Origin of the sequence: Pseudoflavitalea sp. G-6-1-2, from assembly GCF_012927185.1 — a bacterium.
In the GTDB taxonomy this organism is placed as follows: domain Bacteria; phylum Bacteroidota; class Bacteroidia; order Chitinophagales; family Chitinophagaceae; genus Pseudobacter.
In genome coordinates this window covers 1012089-1029711 of record NZ_JABBGB010000001.1, presented here as the reverse complement: position 1 = coordinate 1029711, position 17623 = coordinate 1012089, and the positions used below count along the sequence as shown (strand labels likewise).

The 17623-nt window shown below is 47.8% G+C and carries 15 protein-coding genes; 6 read left to right on the top strand and 9 right to left on the bottom strand.

All coding sequences use genetic code 11. The features are described 5' to 3' along the window. Positions 1-34: 34 nt before the first annotated feature. Genes HHL16_RS04335 through HHL16_RS04320 form a run of 4 tightly spaced genes read left to right on the top strand, consistent with a single transcriptional unit; the run spans position 35 to position 2710 of the window. Positions 35-637 (top strand): hypothetical protein, encoded by a 603-nt coding sequence (locus tag HHL16_RS04335; RefSeq protein ID WP_169423910.1) that lies wholly within the window; start codon positions 35-37, stop codon positions 635-637. 9 nt (positions 638-646) lie between these two features. After that, positions 647-1309 carry a hypothetical protein gene (locus HHL16_RS04330; RefSeq protein ID WP_169423909.1) on the top strand — a complete coding sequence of 221 codons (663 nt, stop codon included), beginning with the start codon at positions 647-649 and terminating at the stop codon, positions 1307-1309. After that, positions 1276-2061, top strand: a complete 786-nt coding sequence (locus HHL16_RS04325) for an ATP-binding protein (protein WP_169423908.1) — start codon at positions 1276-1278, stop codon at positions 2059-2061. The genes HHL16_RS04330 and HHL16_RS04325 overlap by 34 nt, the downstream gene beginning before the upstream one ends. Then, positions 2054-2710 carry a response regulator transcription factor gene (locus HHL16_RS04320; protein ID WP_169423907.1) on the top strand — a complete coding sequence of 219 codons (657 nt, stop codon included), beginning with the start codon at positions 2054-2056 and terminating at the stop codon, positions 2708-2710. Before HHL16_RS04325 ends, HHL16_RS04320 begins: the two co-directional genes overlap by 8 nt. A gap of 53 nt (positions 2711-2763) precedes the next feature. On the opposite strand, the gene xseB is transcribed toward HHL16_RS04320, so the two are convergent. The 3 genes from xseB to HHL16_RS04305 all read right to left on the bottom strand — a co-directional run bounded on the left by xseB (position 2764) and on the right by HHL16_RS04305 (position 5431). After that, positions 2764-2988: an exodeoxyribonuclease VII small subunit gene (gene xseB, locus HHL16_RS04315; RefSeq protein ID WP_169423906.1), complete on the bottom strand. Its 225-nt coding sequence runs from the start codon at positions 2986-2988 to the stop codon at positions 2764-2766. Between the two features lie 5 nt (positions 2989-2993). Beyond that, positions 2994-4316 (bottom strand): exodeoxyribonuclease VII large subunit, encoded by a 1323-nt coding sequence (xseA, locus tag HHL16_RS04310; RefSeq protein ID WP_169423905.1) that lies wholly within the window; start codon positions 4314-4316, stop codon positions 2994-2996. Positions 4317-4426: 110 nt separating this feature from the next. Further along, a complete protein-coding gene (locus HHL16_RS04305) occupies positions 4427-5431 on the bottom strand; it encodes a helix-turn-helix domain-containing protein (protein ID WP_169423904.1) in 1005 nt (334 codons plus the stop codon). A 128-nt stretch (positions 5432-5559) separates the two neighbouring features. Here HHL16_RS04305 and HHL16_RS04300 point away from each other — a divergent pair, with 128 nt between their 5' ends. Both HHL16_RS04300 and HHL16_RS04295 read left to right on the top strand, forming a co-directional pair. Beyond that, positions 5560-5946: a DoxX family protein gene (locus tag HHL16_RS04300; RefSeq protein ID WP_169423903.1), complete on the top strand. Its 387-nt coding sequence runs from the start codon at positions 5560-5562 to the stop codon at positions 5944-5946. Between the two features lie 128 nt (positions 5947-6074). Continuing rightward, on the top strand, positions 6075-7700 hold the full coding sequence (locus HHL16_RS04295; RefSeq protein WP_169423902.1) for a Na+/H+ antiporter: 1626 nt from the start codon (positions 6075-6077) through the stop codon (positions 7698-7700). A 47-nt stretch (positions 7701-7747) separates the two neighbouring features. Here HHL16_RS04295 and HHL16_RS04290 read toward each other — a convergent pair whose 3' ends face one another. From HHL16_RS04290 to HHL16_RS04265, 6 genes are all read right to left on the bottom strand, one after another. After that, the gene (locus HHL16_RS04290; protein WP_169423901.1) at positions 7748-8821 is read right to left on the bottom strand and encodes a membrane dipeptidase; all 1074 of its coding nucleotides are present in this window, start codon (positions 8819-8821) and stop codon (positions 7748-7750) included. Between the two features lie 102 nt (positions 8822-8923). Next, complete coding sequence (locus HHL16_RS04285) at positions 8924-9958, bottom strand: sugar kinase (RefSeq protein WP_169423900.1); 1035 nt, start codon at positions 9956-9958, stop codon at positions 8924-8926. 83 nt (positions 9959-10041) lie between these two features. Further along, positions 10042-10506 (bottom strand): RidA family protein, encoded by a 465-nt coding sequence (locus HHL16_RS04280; RefSeq protein ID WP_169423899.1) that lies wholly within the window; start codon positions 10504-10506, stop codon positions 10042-10044. 39 nt (positions 10507-10545) lie between these two features. Continuing rightward, on the bottom strand, positions 10546-12816 hold the full coding sequence (locus HHL16_RS04275; protein WP_169423898.1) for a family 20 glycosylhydrolase: 2271 nt from the start codon (positions 12814-12816) through the stop codon (positions 10546-10548). Between the two features lie 2 nt (positions 12817-12818). After that, positions 12819-14375 (bottom strand): SusD/RagB family nutrient-binding outer membrane lipoprotein, encoded by a 1557-nt coding sequence (locus HHL16_RS04270; protein ID WP_169423897.1) that lies wholly within the window; start codon positions 14373-14375, stop codon positions 12819-12821. A 23-nt stretch (positions 14376-14398) separates the two neighbouring features. Further along, positions 14399-17563, bottom strand: coding sequence for a SusC/RagA family TonB-linked outer membrane protein (locus tag HHL16_RS04265; protein WP_169423896.1), 3165 nt, complete (start codon positions 17561-17563; stop codon positions 14399-14401). Between the last annotated feature and the right edge of the window lie 60 nt (positions 17564-17623).

Sequence of the window (17623 nt, the reverse complement as noted above, 5' to 3'; positions counted from 1 at the left end):
TCTGCTATCTTTCATAACGAAAAATCATAATGCCATGAATCAAAGCCACCTGCGCTGCATCTTCGCAGCTCTTACCTTTTTTCTATTTATCTCCTGCAAAACAAAACAGCTTGCTGCGGATGCTTCCCGCAGTCTCAACAACAAAAAATCTTCTGTACTCACAGGCGCCGCTGCTGATAACGGACCACAATTCACCGGTCGTGAAGTGCCGCTCGACGATGCCCGCCCCTGCATTGAACTGTACAATCAGATAATGGCCGAGCACGGATTTGTGCTGGATCCCAAAGGAAAAGTAACGCTCGAAGTAATGCAACGCAAAATAACTACCAACGTTACTTTCGATGGCGAAAGAATGATAGAGTGGATGCAACGCATGCTCAAAGCATTTCCCGGTGAACCCGCCAGCAATATTGGTTTTCGCGTATATCCCGGTTATGTAGATCAGGCTTTTCTGAAAAGAGTGGGAGAAGATCCCGCCAACTGGCCATTCAGAGAAAACCGCATCAGCATTTTTGTGGTGCCTTCTGTAAAAAATCAACCCAGCCCACTGAATCTGGCGATGAGAAATCATAAAGCCGGTCCGGCTGATATGCAGACCAAGCCTACTGTGTATGAGTTGGGAGGTGTTGAACCATAAGATTATTGCATGTACCTGAAACTGTTCCAATATGCGCAACTGATCAGTCTTGTTTTTGCGATCTGTTATTTCAAAGGACTGAAGCAATGGTATATCGCGGCATTTCTGCCGTTGATCGTACTCATTGTGGTGATTGAAATTATTGGAACAAACTACAAGGTCTTCAACTGGCCCAACAATTATTTCGTGTATAATTTCTATCTGCTGTTGTCGCCGCCTTTGTGGCTGTATCTGTTTCAGCGGATGTTGGACCTCTCCGGAACCGCTCTCCTCATTTTCAGAGCTATTGGTGTGCTGTGCATGACCTTTATTCTTATCAATTTCATTTGGGGCGAAGGGTTCCGGAGGTTCAACAGCTGGAGTCTATTGCTGTTGATGTTACTCACTATAGTTTTCAGTTGTCTCATATTGTTCAGGCTTTCTGCATCGGATAATGTAACCGGCTCTTTATTCAAACATCCTTATTTCTGGATCAATGCCGGCAATCTGCTGTTCTCTCTTGTAACGCTTGTGTTGCTTGGGTTGCAGCCGTATATCCGGTACTTCGATCTGGAGATCCATCAGAAGAGTTTGTATTGTGCCATTATTCCAACGGCTAACATCATTTTATATACCAGTTACTGTTATGGATTTTACTTATGCCGCGTCCCGTTGACCAGATTACCATTGTGATCATTGCCGTGGTTGTAGTGCTTCTTTTTCTGGCAATCCTTTTCCTGGTGATGGTAATGCATCATACCAACCGTCGAAAACAGATGGCGAAAGAAAAGCTACGCATCCAGGAGCAGTATGAAAAACAACTGCTTCAAACCAAGCTGGAAATTCAGCAACAGACTTTCCATTTCATCAGTCAGGAGATCCACGACAATGTTGGCCAGATTCTCAGTCTCGCTAAAATTGAGCTGAACATTCTGCAGCAGCAGCAATTGCAGCATCCTGAAATGGTGGCATCCATCAAAGAGAATGTGGGCAAGGCGCTGACCGAATTGCGGGAGATCGCCAAGAGCCTTAATCAGGATCGTGCGCTGCATTTCAACTGGATCGAAAGCGTTCGCGAAGAGATACACCGCATCAACAAGAGCGGCGCCATCGCAGCCGAGCTGATCATTGCAGGAGAAGAAAGCCATCTGAAAGATCAGCATAAACTGATGGTGTTTCGTGTGGTGCAGGAGGGATTGCAGAATATTCTCAAACACTCTGCTGCCAGTTCTTTGCAGGTGAACATAGAGAATGAAGCGGACGAAACGCGTATCCAGATTCTCGACAACGGAACAGGGTTCGACACAGAAGCCGCGCTGCAAGGGCATTCCGGCCTCGGTCTCAAAAACATTCTCAACCGGGTTAGTCTGATTGGCGGCGAAGCAACTATTCTAAGCAAAGTTGGAGAGGGTACACGCCTCGTAATAAAAATTCATCATGCCTGATATCTGTCATATAGCCATCGTGGACGATCATACGATGTTCCGCAAAGGATTATCCGCACTCATCAATATGTTCCCCGGATACCGGGTAATGCTCGATGCCGCCAATGGGCAGGATTTCATCCATCAGCTTCAACCTCCCAAACTTCCCAATATTGTGCTGCTGGATATTTCCATGCCGGTGATGGATGGTTATGCAACGGCCGACTGGCTTCGCATGCATCATCCGTATGTTAGCATACTTGCGCTGAGCACTATGGACAGTGAACACGCCATCATCAGAATGATCCGCCATGGTGCGCGGGGATACATCCTCAAAGATGCAGACCCTGCCGAACTGAAACTTGCTTTCGGAGAAGTAACCAAACGCGGCTTCTATTTCAATGAGGCTGTTTCGGGTTTGGTGAGGCAGGCTGTGGGAGAACTGATCGATAACAGCAAACAACCCGCCATCGAAAAACTCACCGAACGCGAAATGGTTTTCATCCGGCAGGCATGCAGCGAAAAAAGTTATCAGCAGATCGCAGATGAACTGGGCGTGAGCGAAAGAACGGTGGACGGTTATCGCGAATCTGTTTTCAGGAAGCTGAAAGTAAGTACCCGCGTGGGTTTGGTGCTCTATGCAGTAAGAAGTGGCATGGTGAAGCCTTGAAACAAAAAGCCCGCAACGGTTTCGTTACGGGCAATATGTTTAAAGATGTTCGGTTAATCTTCGTGAAAAGGATCGCGGCCGGCAGCATCGAGTTCTTTGATGATCTTGTTCACATCTTCTTCGGTAGTGGTTAGCCGGTTTCGGCAGATACGGATCAATTCTGCTGCGCGTTTAACTTTATCGCTGAGTTCATCCACTGTTATCTCTCCCTGTTCTATGTCGCTCACAATTTGCTGCAATTCTTCAAATGCCTGTGTATAGTCCAATGTCGATTCCATATTCATCATTTTTTATTATCGGATAAGGTTGTACTGCGGATTACGCCGTTGGCAAGTCTGGTTTCCAGCACATCGCCTTCCTGCACCTGTGCGGCATCTTTGATCACTTCGCCATTTTTCATTGTGATGCTGAAACCACGCTGCAACACTTTTTCGGGACTCATGTTCTCCACATTTTTCTCCAGCTGAAGCAGTGTGTTGTTTTGATCTTTCAGAAAGGCAGTTGTTGCTTCGGGAAGCTGCACCTGTGCAAGTTCATCACGATATACTTTCAGCAAATACTTTGCCTGCTGCTTCAGCAGGCCACCGGCATTGTTGAGGTGATTGCGGTGCTCCAATGTTACGGTTGCTGTTACCGATCTGAAGAGCTTCACTTCGGATCTCAGTTTATTTCTTTCGTCGAGCACCATGCGTTTTGCGCGATCGGTGACCTTTTCCGTAGCCTGCATTACAGGAACAGAAAAATTATGGAAACGCTGAATCAGAAACTCCGCAATCTTGGTGGGAGTGATAGCATTCGCATGTGCCACCATCTCTGTAACGGTTTCGTTGGTGGCATGGCCGATGCCTGTGATCACAGGGATTGGAAATAATGCAATGGCGCGCGACAGCTCATAATTATTGTACACACTGAGTCCTACATCGCCACCACCACCACGTACAATAGCCACTACATCGAAATGATCGATCACTTTTTTGATCCGGGCCAGCTGAAACCGGATGGTATCGATGGCCTTCTCTCCCTGCAATAACGAAGGGAACAGGTAATGAAAGAATTTATAGCGCCATGGATTGTTATCGAGCACTTCAGTAAAATCTACATACCCCTTGCTGCTTTCCACAGAAATTACGGCGATACGTTGTGGGAGCAGCGGAATGGGCAGCAATTTATTCTGATCGAAAATACCTTCATTGATCAGGCGGCTGATGGATTCCATCTTCTCTTTTTCCAGATCTCCGAGCGTGTAACTGGGGTCGATATCGAGTATGCGGATACTCATTCCATGTACAGGATCGTACATCAGTTTTGCCTGGAAGAGAATTTTGATGCCGTCTTTCAACGGTTCGTTGAGGTAGGATAGAAAATTCTTGTTGATGAGCACGAAGTCTTCGCGCCATAGAACGGATTTCATCTGCGCGATCACTTTTCCCTGTTGCTTTTCCACGAGCTCTGGATAGCAGTGACCCGACTGTTTGTAATAGTTCAGCTTGTTCATCTCGGCTTTTACCCAAAATGAACTGCTGTACCGGTCGGTAAGCGTTTTCTGTATGCTTCGCTGCACTTCCAGCAGGGAAAATACAGTTCTGTCTGTAATCGTTTCAGGCATTGCAAGGGGGTTAATGCTTTGGAAAATCAGCCTTAACCAAATTTACAGCTTTCCACGGATTCGGTAGCAATAGCCTGAAACGCAGATGGGATATGAGTTATACCAGCCAGCTATTGTTCTTCGGCAGGTGCGGTATGCAGGCCGGTCATTTGGCGGTTGAGCATGGCGCGGTATTCAACCGGACTGATGCCCACCATCTTTCTGAACACTTCGCGGAATGCTTTGGGATCTGAATAACCAACTTCTGCCATGATCTCATGTACGGTATCCTGCGAGGCTTCGAGGCTTTTTCTCGCTTCTTCCATCTTTACCCGCTGAATGTATTCGATCACGGTATTTTCGGTGGCTTTCTTGAATCTTCTTTCGAGACTTCTTCTGCCGATGAGGAATTTTTCTGCCAGCTGATCTACCGAGAGTTTGTCTCTGTAATTCTCTTCGATGTATTCCTGCGCACGTTTCACGGGCTCATCACCGTGGTGTTTCAGTCCTCTGAAAATAATGAAGGGGCTTTGACTGTTACGGTCGATATCCACTTCAAAGATCTTCGACATCAGGAGCGACATTTCGCGGCTGGTATTTTTCTCTACCAGATACAGCAGCAGGTTGAGGTAGGAGAATCCACCGGCACTGGTGTAGAGTCCGTCTTCATCGGTGAGCACTTTGAAAAGCTGGAGTTTTGTTTCGGGGAATTTCCTTTTCAGTTCTTCGCCGATCATCCAGTGGGTGGTGCATTGTTTGTTTTTCAGTAACCCCGCTCCGATGAGCATGATGGTACCTTTCGACAATGCCGCAATTTCCACCCCTTTCGATTGCTGAACAATCAGCCATCCCAACACTTCTTTATTTTCTGTGAGGATGGTTTCGATATCACCTTTCATTTCGGGAATGATGATGAGATCGGTTTGTTCGAGGTCGTAAATATGCTTTTCAACATTGAGGGTTATGCCATTGGAAAGATGATTCACATGCTTGAAAGCCACCATTTCCAGCTGAAATGCAGGCTCAGCGCCGGATTCGCTCAGCGCTTCGTTCACTGCAGTGAACATCTGTGTGATCGATTCGATCTGTGACAGGCTTACTTCGCCTTTCGGGATAAGTATCGTAGTGTTTTTCATGCAATAAAAGTAGGATGTGCCACTGTCGCAATCAACCCCGGAAAATGACGTGAACACACCCCGGAAATTTCCAGAATCCGGAGCAACTTTGCTGTAAACAATTCTTTCACTCTGTAAAATATAACCGCATGAAACCGTCAAAAGCCTTGTATTGGACCCTCACCATTTTCTTTTCTGTACTGATGCTCGCCGACGGCCTGTCTGGCCTGGCCATGACCGAAGCCGGAAATGCCGCTATGCGTCAGCTGGGTTATCCCCTCTATCTGCAAGCCATACTGGGAGTTTTCAAAGTATTGGGAGGAGTGGCCGTTCTTCAGAATAAATTCAAACTGATCAGGGAATGGGCTTACGCCGGATTCACTTTCAGCTTTATCGGCGCGGCCGCTTCATGGGCTATTGTTGGCGGACCTATTGCTTTTGTGATCATTCCGCTGGTGATGCTCGCCCTCATGATCGCCTGCTACATGGTCTGGAAAAAATATGAGCCGGCCCGCGTTGCGGTACTGGCTATCTAACTGTTTTCACACTATCGCTCTTTCAATATTTGACTTCCGGAATTGAGCCCCATACAGGGTTTCGGCATGCGCAATTTTTCAGGAAGGAAAACAATGCCTAATTTCCTTCCTGAAAACTATTGCCCCGCATGCATTATTCCATTTTGCTTTGTATAGCGCTTGTGCTTGTTGTGAGTCTGCTGGTGATGCTCGGTCAGAAGCTCCGCATCTCGTATCCCATCTTTCTGGTGCTGGGTGGACTGGCCATCAGTTTCATTCCCGGATTGCCTTCTGTGACCATCGATCCGGAACTGATCTTCCTTATTTTTCTTCCTCCTTTATTATATGAAGCAGCCTGGTTCACCAGCTGGAAAGCCTTCTGGAAATGGCGAAGGGTGATCACCACTTTTGCATTCGGACTGGTGTTGCTAACAAGTACCATCGTGGCATTTGTATCGTCGGCGCTGATCCCCGGATTTACGCTGGCACTGGGCTTTCTGTTGGGCGCTATCATTTCTCCGCCCGATGCAGTGGCCGCTACCTCGGTTCTGAAAGATGTTCGGATTCCCAAACCATACACACAGATACTCGAAGGCGAAAGCCTGGTGAACGATGCGTCTTCGCTGATCGTTTTCAGATTTGCACTCGCTGCGATTCTCACAGGCAGTTTTGTTTTTCAGCAGGCTGCCGTTGATTTTGTACTCGTAACCATCATGGGAGTGGTGATTGGTGTGGCGATTGCCATGATCATCTACGCCATGCACCGATGGTTGCCCACTACAACCAGTATCGATATCGCGTTGTCATTTGCCGCTCCGTATCTGATGTATCTCGCAGCAGAATCTTTACATTTCTCCGGAGTGATGGCCGTGGTGAGTGGCGGACTGTTTCTCTCTTATCGCAGCCATGCGATATTCACACACCAGAGCCGGTTACAAGGATATGCCATGTGGAATACCATTACATTTATTTTGAATGGACTGGTATTTATGATGATCGGCCTCGAAATGCCGGAGATCATGCGCGGCCTCGGAGACTACTCAAAAGGTGAAGCTATTTTCTATGGAATCGTGATTTCGCTAGTGATCATCGTTACACGCATACTGGTGGCACTGGGCACTTCGGCATTCACTACTTTTATCAGCAGGTATATCCGCACCAACGATTCCAATCCCGGCTGGCGTGGTCCGCTCGTGATCGGATGGGCAGGCATGCGCGGTGTGGTGTCGCTGGCTTCTGCCTTATCGATTCCGTTGTTGCTGAAGAATGGCGAACCTTTTCCTTTCCGCAACCTCATTCTCTTCATCACTTTCATTGTAATTCTGATAACGCTGGTAGTGCAGGGACTTACCCTTCCATGGGTGATCCGTTTGCTCGGCGTTGATAAGATGGCAGAGGAAGGAACGGAGCAGGAAGAAGAAGCGAAGATCCATCAGCATCTGCTTACTGCGGCGGTTCAGCATATGGACGATCAGTATGCCAAGCTGGTGAAAGAACAACCAATGGTGCAATCGCTCTATCACCAGATCTCCAACGATCTTCAACTGACCGTGAACTTTCTCGAAGGCGACAAATGCAACGAGAAAGAAAGACATGCCATGCTCATGTACAACAGTATTTACCTCGATCTCCTCAATACACAACGCGACAAACTCTTTCAACTCCGGATGCAGAATATTTTCGAAGATGAAGCCATCAGAAAAATTGAAGGGCAGCTCGATATCGAGCAGGAAAAATTACTGCGCGAAGGCGGACATCATCATGCTCACATCTAGCGGCTGTCACTGGCACCTTGCAGAGGTTTTAGTTGAAAAGCGAAAACTTATTGCGGCAGCGCATTCCTCATAAACCGGAGGAAATTGCCGTGCATGATATTTTTGATGTCGTCTTCTGTATATCCACGTTTAGCAAACATGGCAGGAAGCTTTTGCAGATCGGCGATGGTTTCGAGATCATAAGGGCATTGCTCTGTTCCGAATCCGCCATCGAGATCGGTGCCGATCATCACGTGATTAGTATTGCCTGCGATCTGACAGATATGGTCGATATGATCGATCATTACATCGAGATTGCAGTTCATGCTTTGGGGAGTGGATTGCCCGCGAACCCAGTTGGGAACCATCATCCAGGCATCGAGTGCAGCGCCGATCACAGCACCTTTTTGAATGAGCGCTTTGATCATCTCATCACTGAACTGGCGGTTATGATCAACGAGCGCACGCACGAGGTTATGGCTGGCCCACACATTTCCGTTGAAAATTTCCATGGCATCCCAGAATGCATCATCACAGAGATGCGTAGCATCGAGTACCAGTCCGAGCTTTTCGATTTCTTTGATGAGGGCGCGGCCATTTTCAGTGAGGTGGCCGGTTGCATCGGTTCCGTTGGCATAACGGCCGGGGCCGTAGTGTGCAGGGCCGATAGCACGAAGTCCGTAATTCCATGCCTGATGCAGGTTGTCGATGGTTACGAGACTGTCTGCACCTTCGAGTGACAGGATGTATCCAACAGGTTTTTTGTGGTTGTCTTCTCCATCATTCCAGAGCCTGATATGTTGTTCGAGTGATGCTTTGTTATGGATCATCACCATTTCACCGGCAGCTTCCATGGCTTTGTACCATGCCAGCTGTCCCTGGCTCTGCGCCCATGCCTGATGCGGTGAATGCCAGCCGGGGAGCGGATTATCGGGCGCAACGTATCTGGCGATCTGCGTAGCCACTACCAATCCGATATTTCCTTTGCGCAATTCGGGCAACGAAACAGTGCCTCTGCCGCGATCGGGTTTATCGGTGAGATGTTTTTCTCTTTCACGGATCGCGAACACGTCCTGCGTAAGATCGCGGTTCCATTCCATGGCGTTCCAGCTGAGGTCGAGGTGGCCGTCTATGATGAACATGAACTTGTTTTTTTAATGCTTAGGGAGCAATTGCAACAACCTGCACACGATGCATATTGCCATCGGTGCAGGTTGAAATTATTTTGAAGATTATTCAGCGAGTTACCGGATGATTCTTCCCGATACGCCCGTCTGAATAAATTCGTCTATATCAGATTTGCTAATGATGGCCCAGTCTCCGGCGATGCTCTGTTTGAGTGCGCCGCAGGCTGTGGCGAAGTTGATGATTTGTTGTGGCGGCAGTTGCTGCGTCAGTGCATAAAGCAGTCCGGCAGTGAAGGCATCTCCCGTTCCAATCTGATCGGTTACGTGCGGGATCATGTAGCCTTCGGAGAAATAGTATTCTCCTTTGTGAGCCAGCGCTGCAAAATATACTGTCTGCTGCTGAATGGTTTTGCGGAAGCTCATGCCCAGTGTTTCCAGATGCGGCATATGTTTTTGCAATTGTGGAACAGTCTGCCTGAATCTTTCTTCGAGCGGAAGCGACTTATCGGTATCGATGCCGTAGTAAATGTTCACAGCATCGAGATCGGCTACAGCCACTTTGCTATGTTGCAACAATGCCGGCATCACTTCTTTCGGTTGTTTTCCGTACTGCCAGAGTTTGCTCCGGTAGTTGAAATCGCCGGAGATAGTCAAACCCATGCTCACTGCGGCTTCCAGGGCTTCTTTGCAAACATCTGCGGCGCTTGCCGACAGTGCTGCTGCAACACCAGACCAGTGAAAGCATGCTGTATCCTGCAACACCGTTTTCCAGTCGATCGTGCCGGGCTGCAGTTCGGTGAACGAAGTGCCTGTTCGGTCGTAGATCACGCGGCTGCTGCGGATATGGTTGCCGGATTCGGTGAAATACAATCCCAGCCGCTCGCCTCCGTACACCATATGCTTTGTTCCTACACCATGACTTCTCAGCTGCTGCATTCCGGCAGCAGCGAGGTCGTTGTCGGGAACGCGGCTGATATAGTTTACATTCAGTCCGAGCCTCGACAGCAGCACACATACATTGGCTTCCGCTCCTGCATAGTATGCCGTGTATCCATCCGTTTGCTGAAAGCGTTTTCCCTGGTGACTATGCAGACGCAGCAGAAATTCTCCAAATGCTGCTAACTGAACAGTACTCCCGGCAGGCTTCTCCATATGCAAGATTTTCCGGAAAACTAAGTATTCTTCACTTCTTCACAAAAGCTCATCTGCACAAAACAATCAAATAACAACATTCATCAATACAATTCAAAGAGCGCTTCTATTTCTACGGGGATGTTATCGGGTAACGATCCGAAGCCGATGGCGCTGCGAACGCCGATACCATTTTCTTCTCCCCATACCGCCGCGAAAAGTTCACTGCAGCCGTTGATCACATGCGGATGCCTTTCGAAATCGAAAGTGGCATTCACCATTCCGAGGATCTTGATCACGCGTTTTACTTTGTTCAATCCACCTACACGGGTTTGGATGGTGCTCAGCATGGTAAGGCCTACCTGCCTTGCAGACAGTTTGCCCTGATCGGCATCCATGTCTTTTCCGATACGGCCGATAATGAGTGAACCATCGTTCTGTACCGGACCATGTCCGCTGAGATAAAGGTATTTTCCATCAATTACAAATGGCTTGTAAACGCCCAGTGGTTCAGGAGCAGGAGGCAATTCTAATCCCAATTGCTTAAATCTTTCTTCTGCAGTGTTCATACTCGATTTGATTTTAAAAACTTGTACGCTATATGTTAGTTATTCCACAATCAGTTCGTCTATCATCATCACTGCTGTTGATCCTTCTCCGTATCCGCCTTTAGGAACGATACCGGGATGTTGGCCTTTGACTTTGATATATCTTGCTGTAACATTCACAGTGGCCCTTGCCTGGTTGATACCATTTACCGGGAATTCTGTGAGTGAGGTAATTTTCGTATATTCCTGTCCGTTATCAGACACATAGTAATCGAGGGTAACCGGAGGCCTCATTCTCTGCCAGGTGTAGTTGAGCACATTGGCCCCTACTTTTTTTATCTCCATCACAGATCCGAGATCGATCACGGCTTCGAAGTCTTTGGTGAAACCTATCCACTGATTGTCGTTGTAGCGGTTTACACCGTAGATGCTGTTCACGAGTTTGGTAGCGGGGCCACCATATTTTCCCGAAGGAAGATTGGTAACGGTGATATCCGCACCGGTTGCCTTATGAATATGAAAGGGTATTTCCAGTGTTCTTCCGAAAACCATTCCGTTCCGGAAAAGCCGTGCCTTCACTACACCAAATTTGCCACCTGCTATTGCCTGGCCTCGATAAGCCCGGCTGCTCCTTGCAGGTAAACTGCCATCAGACGTGTAACGAATGTCGGCTTCCCGGATACTGGAATGAAGATGAAAAGAAAGACTACCCCGTTGTAATTCGTGTATCGAATAAGTAAGTTCGTCGAAGTTGTTTGTCATTTCCCATCCGATGCGTTTCAGCTGTGATGGGTGTTTGCGCAGTCTCGTGAGAAACTGATCGTACTGCAGATTGCCGGCAGGGCTCCAGGCAACTTCGGCCAGTGCGATGGCGCGCGGCAGCAGCATGTACGCCGCTTGCTTTTCTGTATAGAGATATTCGCTCCATAATTGTCCCTGTATGCCTTTGATCTTTGGAAGAAGGCTGGCATCGATCGAATCGGGCAGCGGTTGATACGTATATACTTCTTTGAGTGGAGTGTATCCGCCTGCTGCTACAGGTTCGGAAGGATAAAGCGATTGATAGTGATCGAAATAATATTCATCTTCGGAGGTCATGATGGCGTCGCTTCCGAGGCGGGCTGCTTCTACTGCACCTGCAGTGCTGCGCCAGCTCATTACGGTTACATCTTTTGCCAGTCCACCTTCAAGGATCTCATCCCAACCCATCACTTTCTTTCCTTTGCCTTGCAGGTATCTGGCTGCTCTTTTGATGAAATAACTTTGCAGTTCGTGTTCGTCGGCGAGTTTTTCTTCTTTGATTCTTCGCTGACAGTTGGGGCATGCTTTCCATTTTACCTTGGGACATTCATCGCCGCCGATATGAATGTATGGAGAAGGGAATAGGGGTATCACTTCGTCGAGCACATCCTGCAGGAACGTGAATGTGGAGTCTTTCCCTGCACAGAACACATCGTCAAATACACCACCGAAGGTGGCAGTCTTATATGGACCGCCGGTGCAACCCAGGTTGGGATACGCTGCCAGTGCGGCTTGTGCGTGACCCGGCATTTCAATTTCAGGAATAACGGTGATATGCCGCTCAGTGGCATACTTCACCACTTCTTTCACCTGTTCCTGTGTGTAATAGCCTCCGTATTTTTTTCCGTCGAATCGGTGAGGCAGTTCGCGTTTATGGCCGATCATTGTTTCGTCGCGCCATGCAGCTACGGATTGGAGTTTCGGATATTTTTTGATTTCGATACGCCATCCCTGATCATCGGTGAGATGCCAGTGGAAAGTGTTGTACTTGTACATCGACAGCAGGTCGATGAATTTTTTTATGAAACTTACATTGAAGAAATGACGGCTTACATCGAGGTGCATGCCTCTGTAACCGAAGCGGGGATGATCGTGGATCTCTGCGAGTGGCACTTTCAGTTTACCTCCTTCTTTGATCCAGATCTGCCGCAGTGTTTGAATGCCGTGCAGAATGCCGGCTCCATCGTGACCGGTAATGGTAATGCCTTGTGGCGTTGAATGTAACAGATACTCTTCGGAATGTTTCACCAAAAGGGTATCTGTCAGCAATCTGATATGCTTACCCTTGATATCAGACCCAGGCGCATCAGTGCCCGATTGTTGCTGTATGAAAGCTTTTAATAAAGCTGATTCGTACTTCAGTTCAGCTGCTGCTGTAACCGGTGTTTGATTTGATATGTAAACTGAGCCTTGACCATAAATCGCCTTCACAGGTACAGGAATCAGGGCCGGATTCACCGGAGCCTCCTGCCTTGCGGCAGCCTTTAATGTAAAGCACAGCAGTAACGGAAGTACGAATAGCTTTTTCATTGTTATTGTTTATCCCACCAGATTCTGGTTAACAAATTATCTTCACCCTGGCGAGCAACAGCTGCCTGATAGTTGGCTTTGTTGTTACTTACTTCAGACTGGAGATACACAAACCTGCGTGGAATTACACCGCCGGTAACGTTACCCGGAGCATTGGTTGGAGTAAGTTTTGGATAACCAGTTCTGCGCCAGTTGGCATAACATTCCATTTCATCGGTCAGCAGCGCAACCCAGAACTGAGTATGGATCTTTTCCATTTGTTCTTCGGTTGTTCCTGTGAGCGGATGTGCAGTTGTGTAATTGTTGATGTTTGTCTCAGAAATAGTTCCGGCAGTTCCGAAGAGCGCCCAGTTGCGCATGTTATTCTCGATACCTTTTTTGAAGTAGTCGGCTGCTGTAGCGCCGTTGGTCCAGTTACGGAGCGCGGCTTCTGCCAGCAGGAAGGCCATTTCAGAATTGGTCATCAGCAGAAATGGTGCATCGAATCTGAGAAAGGTAGCCTTGTTAGGCTCTGAATAAGTAGGGAGTGGATCAGGAACCGCACCTGGTCCTATTCCATTAGGCAATCCTTTTGCAAGTGCAGGATTGTTGTCTGCTGTAGATCCGCTGTAAGTTACAGCCATCACTGGCAGACGTGGGTCGGTTTCATTTTTCAGATAGTCAATGAAAGTTTTGCTGTACTTGCCTGCTTCTGTATTGTCCTTACCATTAGAACCGGATTTGTAATCCTGCTCGATCATTTCATATGCAACCGGGTTGTTGTTGAATACCTGACCCGATCCCGGATATTTGATAACGGCATTATCAACTGCATTTTGAATTACGCCACCTGCAATGGCTTTCTGTGCCCAGGTTTTAGCCTTTGCCTCATCGCGTTTGGTAAGGCGCATAGCTACGCGCAGCATGATGGAGTAACCGAGTTTTTTCCACTGATCAACATTTCCTTTGTAGAGGAAGTCGGCATCTCCGAAAGTTGGGTTGCCTGCAGCAGGGTTGAAAGCTGCAGTGGCTTCGTCGAGCTCCTTCAGCAGATTGTCGTAGATCTCAGACTGAGGGTCGTAGGCTGGAACGAAGTTGTTTTCCGGAAATCCTTTCAACGCGTCTTTGTAAGGAACATCTCCGTAGATATCTGTCAGTCGCTGAAACAGCAGCACGCGATAGATGCGTGCAGCGGATACCTTATTTACATGGCCTGCTTTCTTAGCAGCATTGATACTCTCAGTAAGGTTGTTCAGTACGTTGGTGTAGATGGTGTTGAAGTAGGCACCATGAAAGCGATCATCATAACCGTACTTGTTACCCACACCCGATTGCGTTGCATCCTTGGTGGTAGAGTAGTGCTGAACATAGTTACCGGCCAGCAGATAAGATGTGTAGAAATAAGTGCGATCCTGCACATACTGTCCGCGCAGCAGAGATTGCGAAAACAGAAGGTTCGCATTTGCTTCGGTACTTGCGTTGGGATTGGTATTGATCTCTTCGAAGTCCTTATCGCAGGATGTTAATCCTCCCATAAGTCCTAAAGCCAGGATACCGTGGTATATTTTTAAACGTGGCATGTTGTTACTTTTTGGATCGTGAATTAAAACTTAACCTGGAGGTTTATACCATAACTTCTGGTACGTGGAACACCAAACATTTCGAGGCCTTGTGCATTGGAGTTGCTGAAGGTCGACTCAGGATCGATGTTCGGAGCATCTTTGTGGATGAAGAATAGATTTCTTCCTACCAGAGAAACAGTAAGCGCCTGCAGTTTCAGGAAGCTGATCTTCTGAACAGGAATGCTGTAACCGATGATCACCTGCCTTAATTTCACAAAATCTGAACTGTACACAAACTTGTCGGAGATGGCAGCACGTGCGTTGTAGTATCCCTGGATCTCATCTTTACCCAGTGTTCTGGTAAATGGATTGCCACTGGCATCAACCCCAGATACTACCAAACCTCCTTCGCGACCGGGCAATGTGATCTTATGCAGACCCATTCTCGATCCGTACAGGTTGGTTCCGGAGTAAATAACACCACCGAATTTGCCATCGATGAGGAAGCTGAGAGAGAAACGTTTGTAGTTGAAAGTATTGGTGATACCAGTTGTGAACGGAGCAACGCCGGTACCCATTTCAACCATGTTGGGGTTTCTTACTTCTCTGCCGTTGTTTTTATCGTACACGATATTGCCTTTGGAATCTCTCTGTTCTGTGAAAGCCATTACAGAGCTGTAAGGTCTTCCTTCACGGTGGTGGATGTACGCGTATCTGTTCACTGAGAAATCGGCCTCGATAGAATGGAGATCGTCAGTGATCTTTACAACCTCGTTCTTATTGTAAGCGAAGTTGTAGCTCACTTCCCACTGGAAGTTCTTCGATTTGAAAGGAACACCGGTAACGAGAAACTCGATACCCTTGTTGGTCATTTCACCTACGTTGAACAGGGCATTGGTATAACCTGTAGAAGGAGAAATAGAAGCGCTTACGATATCGTTGGTGGTTTTTCTTTCATAAACAGCTACATCGAAACTAACTCTTCCATTGAGGAGACGGCCTTCGATACCGATCTCTGCAGTGGTTGAAGTAAGCGGTTTCAGGTTCTTATTCGGAACAAGCAGGTTACCGCCGGTTACACCATTCTGGTTGGTGATCACCTGCAGCGCTTGTTTCTCATGTGTACCTGGCACCAGGCTGTATGTGCGGTTCAGCGCATATGGGATAGGAGTTGCACCACCCACCTGTGCAATTGAAGCGCGCACTTTTGCAAAGTTTACCCATGATGGCAATTGCAGCGCTTCTGAAACAATGAAGCTCGCGCCGATGGCCGGGTAGAAAATATTGTTGTTATCGATAGACAGTGTAGAGAACCAGTCGTTCCTTCCGGAAGCAGTCAGATACAGATAATTTTTGAAGGAGAAGTCAACCGATCCGAAAATAGAATTGGTACGAAGTCTTGCCAATGATTTGGATGGGGCAAGACTTGTAACACTGCTGATATCGAAAAAGCCGGGAACCGTAAAACCAGTACCATTCAGTGCAGTGTTGTTGGCAGTGAATCTGCGTTGGTTGCCGCCCGCCAGAACATTCACAGAAAGATCGCTGGTGATTTTTGTGTTGTAGTTGATGGTCAGCTCGGCGTTGGTTTCGGTAGTAGCATTGATCTGATTCTGATAGAAGCCAGATGGAGCAAACAGGTTACCTGTGGGAACAACACCTGTGAAGTCGAGATTAGAGTAATCGTGGCTCACGCGGCCTTTTACAAACAGGTTGTTCAGCAGATTGTATTTCACGCTGAAGTTTCCGATGAAACGGTTGCGTTGGTCGTTATTCTTTACTTTGTTCACAACGTAGTAAGGGTTCGAAGCGAAGGCAACGGCCTGCCAGGCCACTTCGTTTCCGTCTGCATCATAACCGGGATTCAAACTGCGGATATCAACAGTGTTGGCAATCATATACGTACCCCAGTTAGGGTTGGCATTGGCGTCGGAAACGGTAGAGCGGTTCTCAGATTTCTCGATATTGTATTGCGCATATCCTTCCATGCTGAGCTTCTTGCTGAGATTGGCATTGATAGAGAGGGTGGCAATCTTTTTGTTCAGCTTTGAATTTGGAACCAGGCCTTTGTTGTTCATATCAGACACCGAAGCTCTCCAGGTGAAGTTATCGGAACCTCCGTAGAACGAAACCGTGTTGGTGAACGTGGTTCCGGTTCTGTAGAAGTTTTTGATATTGTTTTTCTGTGGAGAGTAAGGTCTTTTTACACCGTCGAACTGGATTACATCAGAGCCATCCATTTTTTCGCCGTATGAAAGGCGGCCGTAGTCGATGGCTTCTTTCTGTGTTTTAGGTTTCAGGCCAAACTGACCGGAACCATACTCATACTGCCAGTCTGGAATGATAGCTGGTCTCTCAGCAGTGAGAGATGAATTGTATTCAACACCGATGCCTTTTTGTTTCACTCCTTTTTTGGTGGTGATGATGATTACACCGTTGGAGGCGCGGCTTCCGTAAAGAGCGGCGGCAGTACCACCTTTCAGAACAGTCATTGACTCAATATCGTCTGGATTGATCCCTGCGATACCATCACCTTTGTCGTTGTTGATACCTGTGCTCGATCCGCTGCTGCCGATAGTTGAGTTGGTAGTGTTGTCGATAGGCATACCGTTCACCACGTAAAGCGGTTGGTTGTCTCCGTTAAGTGATCCGTTACCACGGATGATAACGCGGCTCGATCCACCGGGGCCGCTGGCGATGCTGCTTGCATTCACCCCTGCGATCTTACCGGTGAGGGCATTGGCGATGTTGATTTCACGGGCTTGTGTGAATTCGTCGCCCTTTACTTCAGTTACAGCATAGGCAAGCGCCTTCTTTTCCTTTTTGATGCCGAGGGCCGTTACCACTACTTCGTCCAGTGCTTTGGGATCGTTCAGCTGAATGAGGATAGTGCTTTGGCCGGGCTCAAGCTTAACCTGCTTTCTCTCGAAGTTCACGTGAGTGATCAGCAGTTCGATAGCGCCGGAAACAGAAGGGATCTTTAATTTGAAATCACCGTTGTTGTCGGTGGTGGTAGCTACTTTGTTGTCACCTACCAGGGTTACGGTAGCCCCTGCAATTTTCTGTCCGGATGAAGCGCTGCTTACAGTACCGGAGATCTCGGAGGGGTTAGTTCCGTTGGTCTGGGCCAGAACGGCAGAGCAGCAGAAGAGGCTGCATGCCAGCATCAATCGGCTGACCCAGGCAGTTAGTTGTAGTTTTTTCATTGCAAAAGTTAGATTAGTACTTTTCTTTCAAATAATGCAAATTCCTGCCCTAAAACTAGG